Raw genomic sequence first — 16281 nt, 5'->3', positions numbered from 1 at the left:
TTCATTGCCTGCGACACGACGCAATGCACGCCGTCTCTCTCAACACCCGGGAAGCCTATCGCGAATGCCTGCGGCAGGCCCACAGTCACTATGAAAACTTCCCGGTGGCCTCCAGACTGGTGCCGGCCCGCCTGCGCGGCCCCATCGCCGCGATCTATAGCTTTGCCCGCCGCGGCGACGATCTTGCCGACGAGGGTGATCGGCCCGCCGCGGAGCGCCTGGCCGCCCTGGACGACCTGGCGGCGCGCCTGGATGCGGCGGCGGCCGGGACACCGGATCCCGACCCGACCTTCATCGCCCTGGCCCACGCCATCCCCGCCCACGGCCTGCCCACTTCCCTGTTCCATGATCTGCTCAACGCATTTCGTCAGGATGTCGTGAAGACCCGCTATGAGGACTTCGGCGAAGTGGTCCGATATTGCCGCTGCTCCGCCAACCCGGTGGGACGGTTGCTGCTGCACCTGAGCGGCGAGGCCGATGAGCGGCGCCTGGCCCTTTCCGATGCCGTCTGTACCAGTCTGCAGCTGATCAACTTCTACCAGGATCTGGCCCAGGATTACCACGAGATGGGGCGGATCTACATCCCCCGGGATGACATGGCGCGCTTCGGTGTCACCGAGGCCCATTTTCGCGACCGTGTGACCGACACGCCCTTTCGCCAACTGATGCAGCACCAGTACCGGCGCGCCGACCAGCTGCTGCGCAGCGGCGCCCCCCTGGGCGGCCTGCTCAGGGGGCGCATCGGCCTGGAGATCCGCCTGATCATCGTGGCCGGCGCCCGGGTCCTGTGGCATCTGCAGCGTCAGCAGGAGGATCTGTTCTCCCGGCCGCGGCTGCAGACCCGGGATTACCTGGTGATTCTGCGCGACGGCCTCATTCCCCGTCGCCGCTGACACACCGACCTGTGGTAGTTTAAGGCCCTGGCGACAACCAGAACCAAGGCCCCATGACCCCCGACCAGTACTGTCAGGAAAAGGCCGCCGGCAGCGGCTCCAGCTTTTATTACAGCTTCCTGTTCCTGCCTCCGGAACGGCGCCGGGCCATCACGGCCCTCTACGCCTTCTGCCGGGAGGTGGATGACGTGGTGGACGAATGCCATGACCCGGCCGTGGCCCGTGCCAAGCTGGACTGGTGGCGGGAAGAAGTGACCCGTACCTTCCAGGGCCGTGCCACCCACCCGGTCTGCCAGGCCCTGCAACCCCTGCTGGAACGCTTCAACCTGCCGGAGGAGCATTTCCGGGAAATCATCGACGGCATGCAGATGGACCTGGACTATGATGCCTATCCCTCCTTCACGGAACTCTCCCTCTACTGCTATCGGGTGGCTTCCGTGGTGGGCCTGATGTCGGCGGAAATCTTCGGCTATGAAGACCGACAGACCGCCCGCTATGCCCACGACCTGGGTATGGCCTTCCAGCTCACCAACATCCTGCGTGACGTCCTCGAAGACGCCCGGCGGGGCCGCATCTACATCCCCCTGGATGAACTCAAGCGGTTCGACGTGCAGCCGGTGGACCTGCAAAGACCCCAGACCTCGGAACACCTCCAGGCCCTGTTCGCCTTCCAGGCGGATCGTGCCCGGGAATACTACCGCCGGGCCTTCGAGCATCTGCCGGAATCCGATCGCTACGCCCAGCGCCCGGGCATCATCATGGCGGCCATCTATCGCACCCTGCTGGACGAGATCGCCGCCGACGGCTACCGGGTGCTGGAACAGCGGGTCCGGCTCACCCCCCTGAGAAAATTCTGGATCGCGTGGCGGGTCGCCCGCCAGGAAAAACGCCGTCACCGGAAGGCCGCGCGATAATGACCCACCCTGACACCGACATCTGCATCGTGGGTGCCGGCTGGGCCGGACTGAGCGCGGCGGTACGACTGGCCCAGGCCGGCAGACAGGTCACGGTACTGGAGGCCGCCCCGACCCTGGGCGGCCGGGCACGGCAGGTGGACCTGGACGGTCTCCCCCTGGATAACGGCCAGCATCTGCTGCTGGGCGCCTATACCCATGTCCTGCGGATGATCGAGACCATGGGTCTGCAGGAGTCCCGCATCTTCCTGCGCATGGCCCTGGATCTGAACATGCGGGAATCGGGCGTACCGGAACTGTCCATCTCCAGCCTGTTCCTGCCGGCCCCGTTCCATCTGCTGGCCGGACTGCTCACGGCCCGCGGCATGCCCGGCAAGGACCGCCTGCAGGCCCTGCCCGGCCTGGCGCGGCTGATGCGCTGGAATGGCCCGGAAGACATGCCGGTGTCCCGACTGCTGCATGAGCACCGGCAACCCGACACCCTGATCCGGCAACTCTGGATCCCCCTGTGCCTGGCCACCCTTAACACCCATCCCGCCGAGGCCTCGGCCCGGCTGTTCACCGCCGTGCTCAAGGGCGCATTCTCCGGCCATCGCAGCCATGCGGACCTGCTGATTCCGAAGGTCAGCCTGGGCGAGGCCCTGCCGGAGCCGGCCCGTCGCCACATAGAGTCCCTGGGAGGGTCGGTGATCACCGGTGCCCGGGTCCGGGCCGTGGGTCGCGATGGCGACGGCTTCAGGCTGCGGCTACGGGAAGGAGAAACATGCCTCGCCCGTCAGGTGATCCTGGCCACCCCCCATGACATCACTGCCCGGCTGCTGGCCGATTTTCCCACCCTGGCGAAAACCGCCGCCAACCTTGCCGCCCTGCCCTGCGAACCCATCTGCACCGTCTACCTGCGCTATCCGGAGGAGACCCGCCTGAGCACGCCGTTCCACGGCATGCTGGGCACCACCGGGCAATGGGTCTTTGATCGGCGCTTCACCGGCCAGCCCGGCGTCATGGCGGTGGTCATCTCGGCCTCCGGCCCGCACATGGACCTGGACAACCAGGCCCTGGCAACCCAGATCCAGGCGGAGTTGCACATGCTCTTCCCTGCCTGGCCCGCTCCCCTGCAGCACTGGGTGATCCGGGAAAAGCAGGCCACCTTCAAGGCGGCGGTGGACTGCGACCAACTGCGTCCGGGCAACCGTACCGCCGAGGCCGGCCTGTGGCTGGCGGGGGACTACACGGACAACGGCCTGCCGGCCACCCTCGAAGGGGCGGTCATCAGTGGGCTAGAATGCGCCGAATCACTGCTTCATTCGAACGATCCAACCACGGAATAGCCGCGCAAAATGATGATCCCGCAACAACTGCTCACCTATGCTCCGGCCCCGGACCTGCTCAAGGATCGGGTCATCCTGGTGACCGGTGCCACGGGTGGCATCGGTCGCGCCCTGTCCCTGGCCTGTGCCACCCACGGCGCCACCGTGATCCTGCTGGACAAGGTGATCAAGTCACTGGAAAAGGTCTACGACGAGATCGAAGCCGCCGGCGGTCCCCAGCCGGCCATCTACCCCATGAACCTGGAAGGCGCCACCGCCAAGGATTACCAGGATCTGGCGGAGAACGTGGGCAACGAATTCGGCCGCCTGGACGGTCTGGTCCACAATGCCGCCTTCGTGGGGTATCTGACGCCGCTCAAGCACTATGACCTGGAACTGTGGGCCAGGGTCATGACAGTGAACCTGCACGCCCCCTTCCTGCTCACCCACGCGGTGCTGCCGCTGCTGGAGCAGTCCCCCGACCCGTCCGTGGTGTTCTCCACCCATGACTGCCAGAAGGCCTACTGGGGGGGATTCGGGGTGGCCAAGGCAGGCCTGAAGGGACTGATGGACATCCTGTCCAAGGAGTATCAGGGAGATCGCAAGATGCGGGTCAACGGTGTGGACACCGGCCCGATCCGCAGCCGGTTGCGGGCGGAGCAGTATCCGGGCGAGGACCCTGCCACGCTGGCCACCCCTGAAGAGGTCATCGGGCCGTATCTGTATCTGCTGGGGCCGGATGCCGGTCAGACCACCGGGCAGAACCTCAAGCTGGCCTGACACATCGCCCGCAAGGGACAGCCTTCGCAGCGTGGCCGGGGGCGGCAGAAGGTCTTGCCGTGGGCGACGATCAGGGCATGGAACTCGTTCAGGACCGGGACATCCGCCCCCAGTACCGCCTCGACCCCGGTCCTGAGCACGTCATAGGGCTCATCTCCCCCGGCCAGTTCCAGGCGGGCAAACAGACGTCGGGTATAGGCATCCACCACGAACACCGGCCGCTCGAAGGCATACAGCAGGATGTCGTCCGCCGTCTCCGGCCCCACCCCCTTCACCGACAGCAATCCCCGGCGCAGGGCCTCGGTGGACCAGCCCCTCAGGGCGGTCTCCCCGCCCTGCTCCAGATACCAACGGCAGAAGGCCTGAAGCCGTCCCGCCTTGACGTTGAAATATCCGGAAGGCCGGATCAGACCGGCAAGATCATTGCGAGGCAGGGCCGCCAGGCTCTCCGCGTCCAGCACTTCGGCCGCCTTGAGGTTGGCGATGGCCCGCTCCACGTTGGTCCAGGCGGTATTCTGGGTGAGGATCGCCCCCACCATCACCTCGAAAGGCGTCTCACCCGGCCACCAGTGCATCGGCCCGTAATGGGTCGATAGCCGTTCCAGGACCGGATGAAGACGCTCCGGATTCACCGCCCAGGGGCTCGACGGGTCTTGGGAGGACGGATGATGCGGGACTTGCGGGGCGCCTTCCAGGACAGGCCCGCCTGCTGATACAGGGCCTTCATCTCCTGGGACTCCAGCTCCCGCCAGCGGCCCAGGCGTAGCCCGGTCCCCAGCTGAATGCAGCCGTAGCGTACCCGGATCAGGCGACTGACGGTAATGCCTTGGGACTCCCACAGGCGCCGCACCTCACGGTTGCGGCCTTCCTTGAGGGTCACGTGGTACCAGTGGTTTGCACCGGTACCCCCGGCCTCCCGGATATCGTCAAAACGGGCCGGGCCGTCCTCCAGTTCCACGCCGGCCAGCAACCGCTGGATCACCGCCGGTTCCACCGCGCCCAGCACCCGCACGGCGTATTCCCGCTCCACCTCGGTGGAAGGATGCATGAGCCGATTGGCCAGCTCGCCGTCGGTGGTGAACAGCAGCAATCCGGAGGTGTTGAGGTCCAGCCGGCCGATGCTCACCCAGCGGCCCTGGCGTAGCCGGGGCAGATGTTCGAATACGGTGGGGCGACCTTCGGGGTCGGAGCGGGTGGTCACTTCCCCTTCCGGCTTGTGATAGACCACCACACGCGGCGCGGGGACCTCCACGGAGACGGGGCGGCCGCGCACGGCGATCTGGTCTTCCGGGCCGGCCTGATCACCCAGCTGGGCCACCTTGCCGTTGACGGTCACCAGGCCCTGGGCGATCCAGCGCTCCACCTCTCGACGTGAACCCAGACCCGCCTGGGCCAGCAATTTGTGGAGACGTTCGGTCATGATGTGTTATCCATCGCTGTCAAACCGGTAGTGTACTGATCCGCCCCCCCTTTCCGCCACAGGACGATTCCCCATGAGCGACACCCGCCACTTCATCCCACTGGACATCGCCGTACTGACGGTCTCCGATTCACGCACCCTGGCGGAGGATACCTCCGGGCAGGCACTGGTGGACGGGCTGACCCAGGCGGGGCATCGGGCGGCCGACCGGCAACGGGTGGCGGACGACATCTACCAGATCAGGGCCGTGGTCTCGGCCTGGATTGCCGACCCGGAGATTCAGGTGGTTCTCACCACCGGCGGCACCGGCATCACCGGTCGGGACGGGACACCGGAGGCGGTGGCACCCCTGCTGGACAAGGAAATCGAGGGGTTCGGCGAGCTGTTCCGGATGCTCTCCCACGAGGAAATCGGCACCTCCGCCCTGCAGTCCCGGGCGCTGGCGGGGGTGGCCAACGGTACCTATGTGTTCTGCCTGCCCGGCTCTTCCGGTGCCTGCCGCACCGCCTGGACCCGGCTGATCCAGTCCCAGCTTGACCACCGGACCCGGCCCTGCAATCTGGTGATGCTGATGCCCCGACTCAAGGAGCAATAGTCCCGCTGATTACCGGTTCGTTTCCGCCCGGGACCGCGCCGGGTCGGGATCCATACCCAGATCCTTCAACTCCATCAGGCTGGGCAGATCATCCAGGGACGACAGATTGAAATAGTCCAGGAACCGGGGCGTGGTCCCGTACAGGGCCGGACGCCCCGGTACCTCCTTGTGTCCCACCACCCGCACCCACTCCCGCTCCGTCAGGGTCTTGATGATCTGGGTACTCACGGTCACCCCACGCACCGCCTCGATCTCCGCCCGGGTGATGGGTTGTCGGTAGGCAATCAGGGCCAGGGTCTCCAGCAGGGCGCGGGAATACCGCGGCGGCCGTTCCTCCCACAGGCGGGAAATCCAGGGCGAGAGGGCCTCGCGCACCTGGAAACGGTAGCCGCTGCCCACCTGACGCAACTCGTAGCCCCGGTCGTCACAGGCCTGGGCCAGGGCATCCAGGGCCTTGCGCAGTTCGGCCCGGGAAGGCCGCTCGGCGTCCTCGAACAGCCGTTCCATCTGTTCCAGGGAGAGGGGGCGATCAGCGGCCAGAAGGGCGCCTTCCAGAATGCGACAGAGCAGTTCAGGTGTCATGGGCAACATCGGCGCGTCTTGCCGCGCTCAGGTAGATGGGGGCAAACAGTTCCGCCTGCGCCAGCTCCACCAGATGGGCCTTGAGCAGTTCCAGCACCGCCAGGAAGGTGACCACCACCCCCCGCCGGCCTTCCTCCAGGGTGAACAGGGCCGCAAACGGCACCGGCCCTTGCCCCAGGGCCTCCAGCACCCGGGACATGCGCTCGCGCACCGACAGGGGCTCCCGCCGGATCTGATGATGGGTAAACATATCCGCCCGCTGCAGCACCTCCCGCAGGGCCAGCAACAACTCATCCAGCCCCACCTCCGGCAGTGGTCGCTCGCCCGTGAGCGGCGGCGGCTCCAGGGTGGCCGGGAAGATATCCCGCTCCAGCCTGGGCAAGTCGTCCAGGTCCTGTGCCGCCTGCCTGAACTGTTCATATTCCTGCAGCCGCCGCACCAGTTCGGCCCGGGGATCGTCCTCGTCCTCCACCGCCGCGGACCGGGGCAGCAGCATGCGGGACTTGATCTCCGCCAGCATGGCCGCCATCACCAGATACTCCGCGGCCAGTTCCAGACGCATCTCCTGCATCAGCTCGATATACCCCATGTACTGACGGGTGATCTCGGCAATGGGGATGTCCAGAATATCCAGGTTCTGGCGCTTGATCAGGTACAGGAGTAGATCCAGCGGCCCCTCGAAGGTCTCCAGAAAGACCTCCAGGGCATCCGGCGGGATGTAGAGATCCCTGGGCACCAGGGTCAGCGGTTCTCCGCGGACGATGGCCAGCGGCGCCCCCCCGGCCTGCCCGGCACCGTCCGGCGCCGGTGACAGGGCCGCGGGTTCGGCACTCATCGGTAGGCCAGCCCCATGCTGCGCCGGACTTCATCCAGGGTATCCCGGGCGATGTCGCGGGCGGCCTCGCAGCCTTCCGCCACCACGGACCGGACCAGGTTCGGATCGGACTCGTATTCCCGGGCACGGGCCTGCATGGGCCGCAGTTCGTCGAGCACCGCATCCACCACCGGCTGCTTGCATTCCACGCAGCCGATACCGGCGCTACGACAGCCCTCCTGCACCCACTGATGGACATCCTCGCCGGTGTAGATCTGGTGCAGGGACCAGACCGGGCATTTGTCCGGATTGCCCGGATCGGTGCGGCGCACCCGGGCCGGGTCCGTGGGCATGGTACGGATCTTCTTTTCCACCTCCGCCGGCTCATCCCGCAGGGAGATGGTGTTGCCGTAGGACTTGGACATCTTCTGGCCGTCCAGGCCGGGCATCTTGGAGGCCTTGGTGAGCATGGGGTGGGGTTCGGGCAGGATGATGCGGCCGCTGCCTTCCAGATAGCCGAACAGACGCTCCCGGTCACCCAGGGAGATGTTCTGCTGGCTTTCCAGCAGGGCGCGGGCCACGTCCAGGGCCTCGTCCTCACCCTGTTCCTGGTAGCGGCGGCGAAGATCCCGGTACATGCGGGCGTTCTTCTTGCCCATCTTATCGGCGGCCGCCTCGGCCTTTTCCTCGAAGCCGGGTTCACGCCCATAGAGGTGATTGAAGCGACGTGCCACCTCGCGGGTGATTTCCAGGTGGGCCACCTGGTCCTCGCCCACCGGCACCAGACCCGCCTTGTAGATGAGGATGTCCGCGCTTTGCAGCAGCGGGTAGCCCAAAAAACCGTAGGTGGCCAGATCCTTTTCCTTGAGCTTTTCCTGCTGGTCCTTGTAGGTGGGCACCCGCTCCAGCCAGCCCAGGGGCGTGATCATGGACAGCAAAAGATGCAGCTCGGCGTGTTCCGGCACCCGGGACTGGATGAAGATACGCGCCGAACCCGGGCTCACGCCCGCCGCCAACCAGTCCACCACCATGTCCCAGACGCTCTCGCCGAGGATGCCGGGATCTTCATAGTGGGTGGTGAGGGCGTGCCAGTCGGCCACGAAGAACAGACATTCATAGGAATGCTGCAATTCGACCCAGTTCTTGAGGACGCCGTGATAATGACCCAGATGCAGTCGGCCCGTCGGACGCATGCCGGACAGGACGCGCTGGTTTTGTGCAGGCAGGGAACTCAAGTGGACTCCTTGGGTGTGCTCGATGGGATGAAGGTTGAAGACTTAAGGTGGTTACATGCGCCAGGACGGCAGTGCAAACAGGGTCTGGATCAGATCCACGATGAACCCGAAAATGGGAAACAGGACCGCCCCCAGGATGCCCGTGAACAACAAAGCCAGAACGATCACCAGGCCATAGGGCTCCAGACGCTCGTAACGGGCGGCGATCCGGGCGGGCAGGAAACCGGCCACCACCCGTCCCCCATCCAGGGGGGGGATGGGCAGCAGGTTCAGCACCATCAGCAGGATGTTGATGGTGATTCCCGCCATGCCCATGTAAATCAGGGGCACCGCCGCCCAGTCGAAGGTCCCCTGCAGCATCAGGCCGATCTTGATCATCAGCGCCCAGAACAGGGCCATGAGCAGGTTGGCGGTGGGTCCGGCGGCGGCCACGATGGCCATGTCCCGCTGGGGATTGCGCAGATTCCGGGTATTCACCGGTACCGGCTTGGCCCAGCCGAAAACGAAGGGGGGCGCCGGCGTCAGGGCGGTGAAGATCAGCAGGCCGATGGGCACGGCGATGGTCCCCACCGGATCGATATGCTTGATGGGGTTGGCGGTGAGACGACCCAGCATCTTGGCCGTGGGATCTCCCAGTTGCTTGGCCATCCAGCCGTGGGAGGCCTCATGCAGGGTGATGGCAAACAACACCGGCAAGGCCCAGATGGCGATGATCTGCAGAATGCCTTCCATCAGTCCGTCCTCCGCGCCCGAACCGGCCTCACTCCTCCACTCCGGGGGGCACTTCGCCCTTGCCCCGACGCACCAGTCGAGGCACGTCGCTTTCCATGTCGATCACGGTGGTGGGCTCCAGGCCGCAGGGGCCGCCGTCGATGATCAGGTCCACCTGGGAGGACAGGCGTTCCTGAATCTCGTAGATATCGGTCAACGGCAGGTCATCGCCGGGCATCTCCAGACTGCTGCTCATGAGCGGCTGTCCCAGGGACTTGAGCATGGCCTGGGTGATGGGGTGATCCGGCACCCGCAGGCCGACGCTCTTGCGCTTGGGATGCTGCAGGCGTCGGGGCACCTCGTGGGTGGCCTTGAGCAGGAAGGCATAGGGACCGGGGGTGAGGCTCTTGAGCAGACGGTAGGAAGTGTTTCCCACCTTGGCATAGGTAGCGATCTCGGACAGGTCGCGGCAGACCAGGGTGAGGTGATACTGCTCATCCAGCTGACGGATACGCCGAATGCGCTCCATGCCGGACTTGTTGCCGATGGCGCAGCCCAGGGCGTAGCAGGAATCGGTGGGGTAGACGATGACCCCGCCGTCCTGCACCACTTCCACCACCTGCTGGATCAGGCGGGGTTGAGGGTCCACCGGATGGATCTCGATCACGCGGCTCATGGCAATTCCCGGTTATTCGGTATCAGGAGGGTGATTTTATCAGACCTGCGGGCTTGTGCCCGAATCATCTTGGAAGTTCTGAAACAGCCGCCCCTGTGCCAACCCCCCACCATGCGCTACCCTAAGCGCCATTACCCATCAACCAGGGAGTCCCATCGATGCTCTACGCCATCATCAGCCAGGACGTGGAAGACAGCCTGGAGAAGCGCCGCGGCGCCCGTCCCGCCCACCTGGAACGCCTGCAGGCCCTGCAGGACGCGGGGCGGCTGGTGCTGGCCGGGCCACACCCGGCCCTGGACATGGAAGATCCCGGTCCAGCCGGATTCACCGGCAGCCTGGTGGTGGCCGAGTTCGACTCCCTGGATGCCGCCAAGGCCTGGGCCGACACGGACCCTTATGTGGCGGCCGGTGTCTATGCCCAGGTGACGGTCAAGCCCTTCAAATTGGTGTTTCCCTGATTCCGGCCCTGCCTTGAACCCGCCCATCACCACAAGGACCCCATTGCAGATGCACTCCTTCAAGCTGATTCCCCTGGCTGCCGCCCTGGCCTTCACCCTGTCGGCCTGCTCCGGCAACGACCCCGAAACGACGACCGACGCCACCCGCGGCGAGCCGGTGGCCATGGTCAACGACAGCCCCATCTATGACAGCGACCTGGCCGATTTCCTGTCCCTGAGCCGCATGTCCGGCCACCATGGCGGCATGCAGACCCCGGACATGGCGCTGGAGGAGCTGATCAACATGGAACTGCTGCGCCAGGCGGCCCTGAGGGCGGGACTGGACAAGGATCCGCGGATGGTGCGGCAGATGGAACGCATGCGCACCAACCTGCTGATCAACACTCAGGTGGAGAATTTTCTGGACGACCTGAACTTCACCGAGGCGGACCTGCGCGCCGAATATGACCGTCAGGTGGCGGACATGGACACCCTGGAACTGCGGGCCCGCCATATCCTGGTGGCGACGCAGGAAGAAGCAGCGGCGCTGATCACACGCCTTGAGGCGGGAGAAGACTTCGCGGCCCTGGCACGGGAATATTCGGAGGATGGCTCCGCCTCCGCCGGTGGCGATCTGGGCTGGTTCAGCGCGGACATGATGGTGCCGGACTTCTCGGACGCGGTACTGGCGTTGGAGAATGGCCGTTTCACCCATGAGCCGGTGGAAACGGAATTCGGCTGGCATGTGATCCTGCGCGAAGACAGCCGGGACATCGAGCCGCCCCCCTTTGCCGAAGTGCAGGAACAACTGGAGCAGATCCTGGCCCGAAGAGCCCTGCAGGACTATGTGGAACGGCTCCGACAGGAAGCCCGGGTGGAAGTGCGTGAGGACCGCCTTTCTCCCTGACGGCGGGCCGACCCACTCAGGCCCCTCTCCCCTTGGGAGAGGGGTTGGGGTGAGGGCCGAAAAGACTCAGGCTTCCTGAATCAGCCCGGACAGCAACGCCGTCCGGGTACGCATCAGGGCCTCGTCCCCCCGCGACTCCACGTTCAGCCGGATCACCGGTTCCGTGTTGGAACCCCGCAGATTGAAGCGCCAGTCGCCGAAGCCCATACTCAGGCCATCGGTGTCATCTTCTTCCAGGGCACGATCCCGGAACACCTGGCCGATCCTGGCAAGGGTCCGCGCCACGTCCGCCACCCGGAAATTGATCTCGCCGCTGCAGGGAAAGGCCCGCATCCGCTCGTCCACCAGCGCGGACAGGGGCTGACCGGTCCGGCACATGCGCTCGGCCACCAGCAGCCAGGGAATCATGCCGCTGTCGCAGTAGGCAAAGTCGCGGAAGTAATGATGGGCCGACATCTCCCCGCCATAGAGGGCGTCTTCGAGACGCATGCGCTCCTTGATGAAGGCATGTCCGGTCTTGCTCATCACCGGCACGCCACCGGCCGACTGAACCATTTCCACCGTGTTCCAGGTCAGGCGCGGGTCATGGACAATTTTCTCCCCCGGATGGCGTTCCAGCAACTGGGCCGCCAGCAGCCCCACCACGTAATAGCCTTCCACGAACCGGCCCTGCTCGTCGAACAGAAAGCAGCGGTCGAAATCGCCATCCCAGGCGATTCCCAGATCCGCTCCGTGGGCCTTCACCGCGTCGGCGGTGGCACTGCGGTTCTCCGGCAACAGGGGATTGGGAATACCGTTGGGGAAACGGCCGTCGGGGGCATGGTGAACCCGGGTCACCCGGAAGGGCAACCGGGCGGCCAGGGCATCGAAGGTGGGACCGGCGGCCCCATTGCCCGCATTCACCACCAGATGCAGCGGTCTGAGCACCGACTCATCCACCAGACCCAGCACCCGCTCCACATAGCCGGCCATCACGTCCAGCGGCTCGTCCCGGCCCATCTGCACATGGCCCTCGACCGGGACGGCATCACGGGCCAGGGCCTCGATCTCGTTCAGGCCGCTGTCGCCGCTGATGGGCACGGCGCCCGCCTTCACCAGCTTCATGCCGTTGTAGTCCATGGGATTGTGGCTGGCGGTGACCATGATGCCGCCCCCCATGCCGGGCAGTGACGCGGCATGGTAGACGGTCTCGGTGCCGCACAGTCCCAGGGACCGGGTGTCCACCCCCGACTCGTTCAATCCCTGCACCAGTGCTCGCGCCAGTGCCGGACTGCTCAGACGAATATCCTCGCCCACCGCCACCGGCCCCGCCGGACGGATGACGCGGGCGTAGGCCCGGCCGATGCGCCGGGCCAGCTCCGGATTCAGCTCATCGGGGACACGGCCGCGGATGTCATAGGCCTTGAAACAGGCAAGACGATCGGTCATTGCATCAAACCTTATAGAAGTCCCGATACCAGCGCACGAAGTTCTCCACGCCCTGCTCCACCGGCGTACACGGACGATACCCGACGTCGTTCACCAGGTCCTGCACGTCCGCATAGGTATCCGGCACGTCACCCGGCTGCAGGGGCAGCAGGTTCTTTTCCGCCTTCATGCCCAGGCAGTCCTCCAGTACCTGAATGTAATGGAGCAGTTCCACCGGCTGGTTGTTGCCGATGTTGTAGAGCCGGTAGGGGGCAAAGCTGGTGGCGGAGTCGGGCTCGGCACCGGACCAGGCCGGGTTCGGCTCGGCCACCCGGTCCAGGGTGCGGATCACCCCTTCCACGATGTCATCGATATAGGTGAAGTCCCGGCGATGACGACCGTAGTTGAAGACATCGATGGGTTTGCCCTCCAGGATGTTGCGGGTGAACATGAACAGGGCCATGTCCGGGCGCCCCCAGGGGCCGTAGACGGTGAAGAAGCGCAGCCCCACCGTGGGCAGGCCGTAGAGGGAGCTATAGGTATGGGCCATGAGTTCATTGGCCTTCTTGCTGGCGGCGTAGAGGCTCATGGGATGATCCACGTTGTCGTGGACGGTGAAGGGCATGGTGGTGTTGGCCCCGTAGACGGAACTGGAGGAGGCGTAGACCAGGTTCTCCACCCCGTGGTGACGGCAGCCTTCGAGGATGTTGATGAACCCCACCAGATTGGTTTCCACATAGGCGTGTGGATTCTCCAGGGAATAGCGCACCCCGGCCTGCGCCGCCAGGTTCACCACCCGCTGGGGCTTGTGACGGGCGAACAGGTCTTCCATCGCGGCACGATCGGAGATATCGGCCCGCACGTCCGTAAAGCCGGGATGGGCCTTCACCCGCTCCAGACGGGCCAGCTTGAGATTGACGTCGTAATAGTCGTTGAGATTATCGACGCCGATGACCTCATCCCCCCGCGCCAGCAGACGCAGGGCCAGGGCCGAGCCGATAAAGCCGGCAGTGCCGGTGACCAGGATTTTCATCAAAGACTCCAATAGGCCTGGGTGGCCCCCACGACGGACGGGGACAGGGCCGATTTCACGTCGATCAGCACCCCGCTTGAGGCCAGGCGCCGGGCAAGGCTGTCGGACCCCGCCGCCAGGTAGGCCCGGTGAGGCACGGCCAGGATCAGCCCGTCCAGGTCCTGGAAGGCCTCCAGGGGCGACAGGGTCAGACCGTATTCATGGTGCGCCTCCTGGGCATCCGCCAGCGGGTCATGGATCAGGGGTTCGATGCCGAACTGGCGCAGTTCCTTGATGATGTCGGGCACGCGGGAGTTGCGCAGGTCCGGGACATTTTCCTTGAACGTGAGCCCGAGAATGCCCACCCTACCCTGCTTCACGGGGCGATCCTGCTCGATCAGCAGCTTCACCAGGCGCTGGGCCACGTAGGCCCCCATGCCATCGTTGATGCGCCGGCCGGCCAGGATCACCTGGGGGTAGTAGCCCACGGCCTTGGCCTTGGTGGTGAGATAGTAGGGGTCCACGCCGATGCAGTGCCCCCCCACCAGACCGGGGCTGAAGGGCAGGAAGTTCCACTTTGTGCCGGCGGCGGCCAGAACATCCCGGGTGCGGATGCCCAGACGATCGAAGATCAGCGCCAACTCGTTCATCAGGGCGATGTTCAGATCCCGCTGGGTATTCTCGATCACCTTGGCGGCCTCGGCCACCTTGATGGTGGGCGCCCGATGGACGCCCGCCTCGACGATGCGTCCGTAGGCCTCGGCCACCCGTTCCAGCGTCGCCTCGTCCTCGCCGGAGACCACCTTCACGATGCGGGTCAGGGTGTGTTCCTTGTCACCGGGATTGATGCGCTCGGGGGAATACCCCAACTTGAAGTCCACCCCCTGACGCAGACCGGAAATCCGGGCCAGGAGCGGTCCGCAGATCTCCTCGGTCACGCCGGGATAGACCGTGGACTCGAACACCACCACCGCCCCGGGCGACAGTACCCTGCCCACGGTCTCGCAGGCGGACAGCACCGGCCGCAGATCGGGCTGGCGATTGTCGTCGATGGGGGTGGGGACGGTGACCACGAAGAAGGTGGTTCCCACCAGATCGCGAGGATCGGTGGTGTATTTGAGGGTGCTGGCCTTGAGTTCTTCGGGCGTGACCTCGCCGGTGAAGTCGTGGCCTTCCTGGAGCGTGCCGACCCGACGTTCACTAATATCAAACCCGACCGTCCCGGGATAGTGGGCCGCAAAACCCATGGCCACGGGCAGCCCGACATACCCGAGACCGATGACACCGATCTTTTCGCTCATTGCGTGGGTTCCTTGGAAAGGGAGTGTTCCTGAATGACCGCAAGATACCGGAAATCCCGGGTGCTGGCGACAGGCCCGGGGGATCACCCCCCCAGCAGATCCTCAATCATCCGGGCATCGATGGGGGGTGAATCCGGTGCCCGCTCGCCGCCGCGATAGACCTGATCCGCCAGTTGCTGCTTGCGGGCCTGCAGGGCCAGTATCTTTTCCTCCACCGTGTTCTCGGTAACGAGCTTGTAGACGAAGACCGGCTTGTCCTGACCGATGCGATGGGCCCGGTCGGTGACCTGGGCTTCCACGGCGGGATTCCACCACGGGTCGTAGTGGATGACGGTATCCGCCTGGGTGAGATTGAGTCCAACCCCGCCCGCCTTGAGGCTGATCAGCATCAACGGGACGTGACCGTCACAAAAGCGGCTGATCACCTCTTCCCGCTTGCGGGTCTGGCCGGTCAGCTTCGTATAGCTGATCCCCGCCGGGGCCAATTCCTGTTCGATCAACCCCAGCATGGTGGTGAACTGGGAAAACAGCAGCACCCGACGGCCCTCGCTGATCAACTCCGGCAGCATCTCCATGAGCATCTCCAGCTTTGCCGAGGGTATCTTTTTCGTACTTCCCCCGCGCAATGCCTCCGGCAACAGGCGGGGATCACAGCAGACCTGACGCAATTTGAGCAAGGCATCCAGAATGGTGATCTGGCTCCGCGCCAGGCCCTTTTGCGCGATGGCATCGCGCACCTTCTTTTCCATGGCGAGCCGGATGCTCTCGTACAGCGCCGCCTGCTTGCCGTCGATGGGGGTACTGCGCAACAACTCGGATTTCTCCGGCAACTCCCGGGCCACCACATCCTTGGTCCGACGCAACATGAAGGGGGCCACGCGACGGGTCAGCCGTTGCAGTTTCTCCCCATCCCGGTGTTTTTCGATGGGGGTGCGGTAGTTGCGGGTGAACTGCTCCCGGTTGCCCAGAAAGCCCGGCAACAGAAAATCGAACTGGGCCCACAGCTCGCCGAGGTGATTTTCCATGGGCGTACCGGTCAGACACAGTCGGTGATCGGCCTGCAGATGACGCACCACCTGGGCCGCCTGGGCGCGGGGGTTCTTGTCGCGACAGGCGCAACTCGTCCTGATCGGGACCCAACTCGTCGTGCAGATCCACCAGGGTCTGCAACACCGGCTCGATCTGTTCCCGGGCCACTTTCACATACTGCCCCCCGTCCATGGGTAGCCACAGGATCTCCGGCAAGGTACCGGGCACATAGTCGGCCAGCAGGTGGACCACCAGGGGCAA

The 16281-nt window shown here is 65.2% G+C and carries 18 protein-coding genes; 7 read left to right on the top strand and 11 right to left on the bottom strand.

The genetic code is table 11. The annotated features are described in order from the left end of the window. The first annotated feature begins 23 nt into the window (after positions 1-23). Genes hpnC through LQD11_RS02405 form a run of 4 tightly spaced genes read left to right on the top strand, consistent with a single transcriptional unit; the run spans position 24 to position 3894 of the window. Entirely contained in the window at positions 24-893 is an 870-nt protein-coding gene (hpnC, locus tag LQD11_RS02420) for a squalene synthase HpnC (RefSeq protein ID WP_008931666.1), read from the top strand. 53 nt (positions 894-946) lie between these two features. Continuing rightward, entirely contained in the window at positions 947-1807 is an 861-nt protein-coding gene (gene hpnD / locus LQD11_RS02415; RefSeq protein WP_008931665.1) for a presqualene diphosphate synthase HpnD, read from the top strand. After that, positions 1807-3135, top strand: coding sequence for a hydroxysqualene dehydroxylase HpnE (hpnE, locus tag LQD11_RS02410; protein WP_238616106.1), 1329 nt, complete (start codon positions 1807-1809; stop codon positions 3133-3135). Before hpnD ends, hpnE begins: the two co-directional genes overlap by 1 nt. 9 nt (positions 3136-3144) lie before the next feature. After that, the gene (locus LQD11_RS02405; RefSeq protein ID WP_238616105.1) at positions 3145-3894 is read left to right on the top strand and encodes a YciK family oxidoreductase; all 750 of its coding nucleotides are present in this window, start codon (positions 3145-3147) and stop codon (positions 3892-3894) included. Here LQD11_RS02405 and LQD11_RS02400 read toward each other — a convergent pair. After that, entirely contained in the window at positions 3861-4526 is a 666-nt protein-coding gene (locus LQD11_RS02400) for an endonuclease III domain-containing protein (protein WP_420828242.1), read from the bottom strand. The two genes, LQD11_RS02405 and LQD11_RS02400, sit on opposite strands and share 34 nt — an antisense overlap. Next, positions 4523-5314 carry a 23S rRNA pseudouridine(2605) synthase RluB gene (gene rluB, locus LQD11_RS02395; protein WP_090209486.1) on the bottom strand — a complete coding sequence of 264 codons (792 nt, stop codon included), beginning with the start codon at positions 5312-5314 and terminating at the stop codon, positions 4523-4525. The genes LQD11_RS02400 and rluB overlap by 4 nt, the downstream gene beginning before the upstream one ends. 73 nt (positions 5315-5387) lie before the next feature. On the opposite strand from rluB, the gene moaB reads away from it, so the two are divergent. After that, entirely contained in the window at positions 5388-5909 is a 522-nt protein-coding gene (moaB, locus tag LQD11_RS02390) for a molybdenum cofactor biosynthesis protein B (protein WP_200175177.1), read from the top strand. Between the two features lie 9 nt (positions 5910-5918). Here moaB and scpB read toward each other — a convergent pair whose 3' ends face one another. Genes scpB through LQD11_RS02365 form a run of 5 tightly spaced genes read right to left on the bottom strand, consistent with a single transcriptional unit; the run spans position 5919 to position 9927 of the window. Then, complete coding sequence (gene scpB / locus LQD11_RS02385) at positions 5919-6491, bottom strand: SMC-Scp complex subunit ScpB (protein ID WP_141565265.1); 573 nt, start codon at positions 6489-6491, stop codon at positions 5919-5921. Beyond that, positions 6481-7326, bottom strand: coding sequence for a segregation and condensation protein A (locus LQD11_RS02380; RefSeq protein ID WP_238616104.1), 846 nt, complete (start codon positions 7324-7326; stop codon positions 6481-6483). Before LQD11_RS02380 ends, scpB begins: the two co-directional genes overlap by 11 nt. Continuing rightward, positions 7323-8540 carry a tryptophan--tRNA ligase gene (locus tag LQD11_RS02375; RefSeq protein ID WP_276315647.1) on the bottom strand — a complete coding sequence of 406 codons (1218 nt, stop codon included), beginning with the start codon at positions 8538-8540 and terminating at the stop codon, positions 7323-7325. The genes LQD11_RS02380 and LQD11_RS02375 overlap by 4 nt, the downstream gene beginning before the upstream one ends. Positions 8541-8591: 51 nt before the next feature. Continuing rightward, a complete protein-coding gene (locus tag LQD11_RS02370; protein ID WP_238616103.1) occupies positions 8592-9272 on the bottom strand; it encodes a site-2 protease family protein in 681 nt (226 codons plus the stop codon). Positions 9273-9300: 28 nt separating this feature from the next. Continuing rightward, positions 9301-9927, bottom strand: a complete 627-nt coding sequence (locus tag LQD11_RS02365) for an L-threonylcarbamoyladenylate synthase (RefSeq protein ID WP_238616102.1) — start codon at positions 9925-9927, stop codon at positions 9301-9303. A gap of 158 nt (positions 9928-10085) precedes the next feature. Between LQD11_RS02365 and LQD11_RS02360 the strand changes: the two genes are divergently transcribed. Together LQD11_RS02360 and LQD11_RS02355 are read left to right on the top strand one after the other, a co-directional pair. Beyond that, positions 10086-10385, top strand: coding sequence for a YciI family protein (locus LQD11_RS02360; RefSeq protein WP_008931654.1), 300 nt, complete (start codon positions 10086-10088; stop codon positions 10383-10385). A gap of 49 nt (positions 10386-10434) precedes the next feature. Next, positions 10435-11271: a peptidylprolyl isomerase gene (locus LQD11_RS02355; RefSeq protein WP_238616101.1), complete on the top strand. Its 837-nt coding sequence runs from the start codon at positions 10435-10437 to the stop codon at positions 11269-11271. Between the two features lie 66 nt (positions 11272-11337). On the opposite strand, the gene LQD11_RS02350 is transcribed toward LQD11_RS02355, so the two are convergent. The 4 genes from LQD11_RS02350 to LQD11_RS02335 all read right to left on the bottom strand — a co-directional run bounded on the left by LQD11_RS02350 (position 11338) and on the right by LQD11_RS02335 (position 16067). Then, entirely contained in the window at positions 11338-12699 is a 1362-nt protein-coding gene (locus tag LQD11_RS02350; protein WP_238616100.1) for a phosphohexomutase domain-containing protein, read from the bottom strand. Positions 12700-12703: 4 nt separating this feature from the next. After that, complete coding sequence (locus tag LQD11_RS02345) at positions 12704-13711, bottom strand: NAD-dependent epimerase (protein ID WP_238616099.1); 1008 nt, start codon at positions 13709-13711, stop codon at positions 12704-12706. Continuing rightward, positions 13711-14991: a nucleotide sugar dehydrogenase gene (locus LQD11_RS02340; RefSeq protein WP_238616098.1), complete on the bottom strand. Its 1281-nt coding sequence runs from the start codon at positions 14989-14991 to the stop codon at positions 13711-13713. The genes LQD11_RS02345 and LQD11_RS02340 overlap by 1 nt, the downstream gene beginning before the upstream one ends. 83 nt (positions 14992-15074) lie before the next feature. After that, complete coding sequence (locus LQD11_RS02335; protein ID WP_238616097.1) at positions 15075-16067, bottom strand: DEAD/DEAH box helicase; 993 nt, start codon at positions 16065-16067, stop codon at positions 15075-15077. Positions 16068-16281: the final 214 nt, after the last annotated feature.

It is taken from the genome of Ectothiorhodospira shaposhnikovii (assembly GCF_022227765.1).
Taxonomy (GTDB): domain Bacteria; phylum Pseudomonadota; class Gammaproteobacteria; order Ectothiorhodospirales; family Ectothiorhodospiraceae; genus Ectothiorhodospira.
Note: the sequence above shows the minus strand (reverse complement) of the source record. Positions and strands in the feature narration are given on the sequence as shown.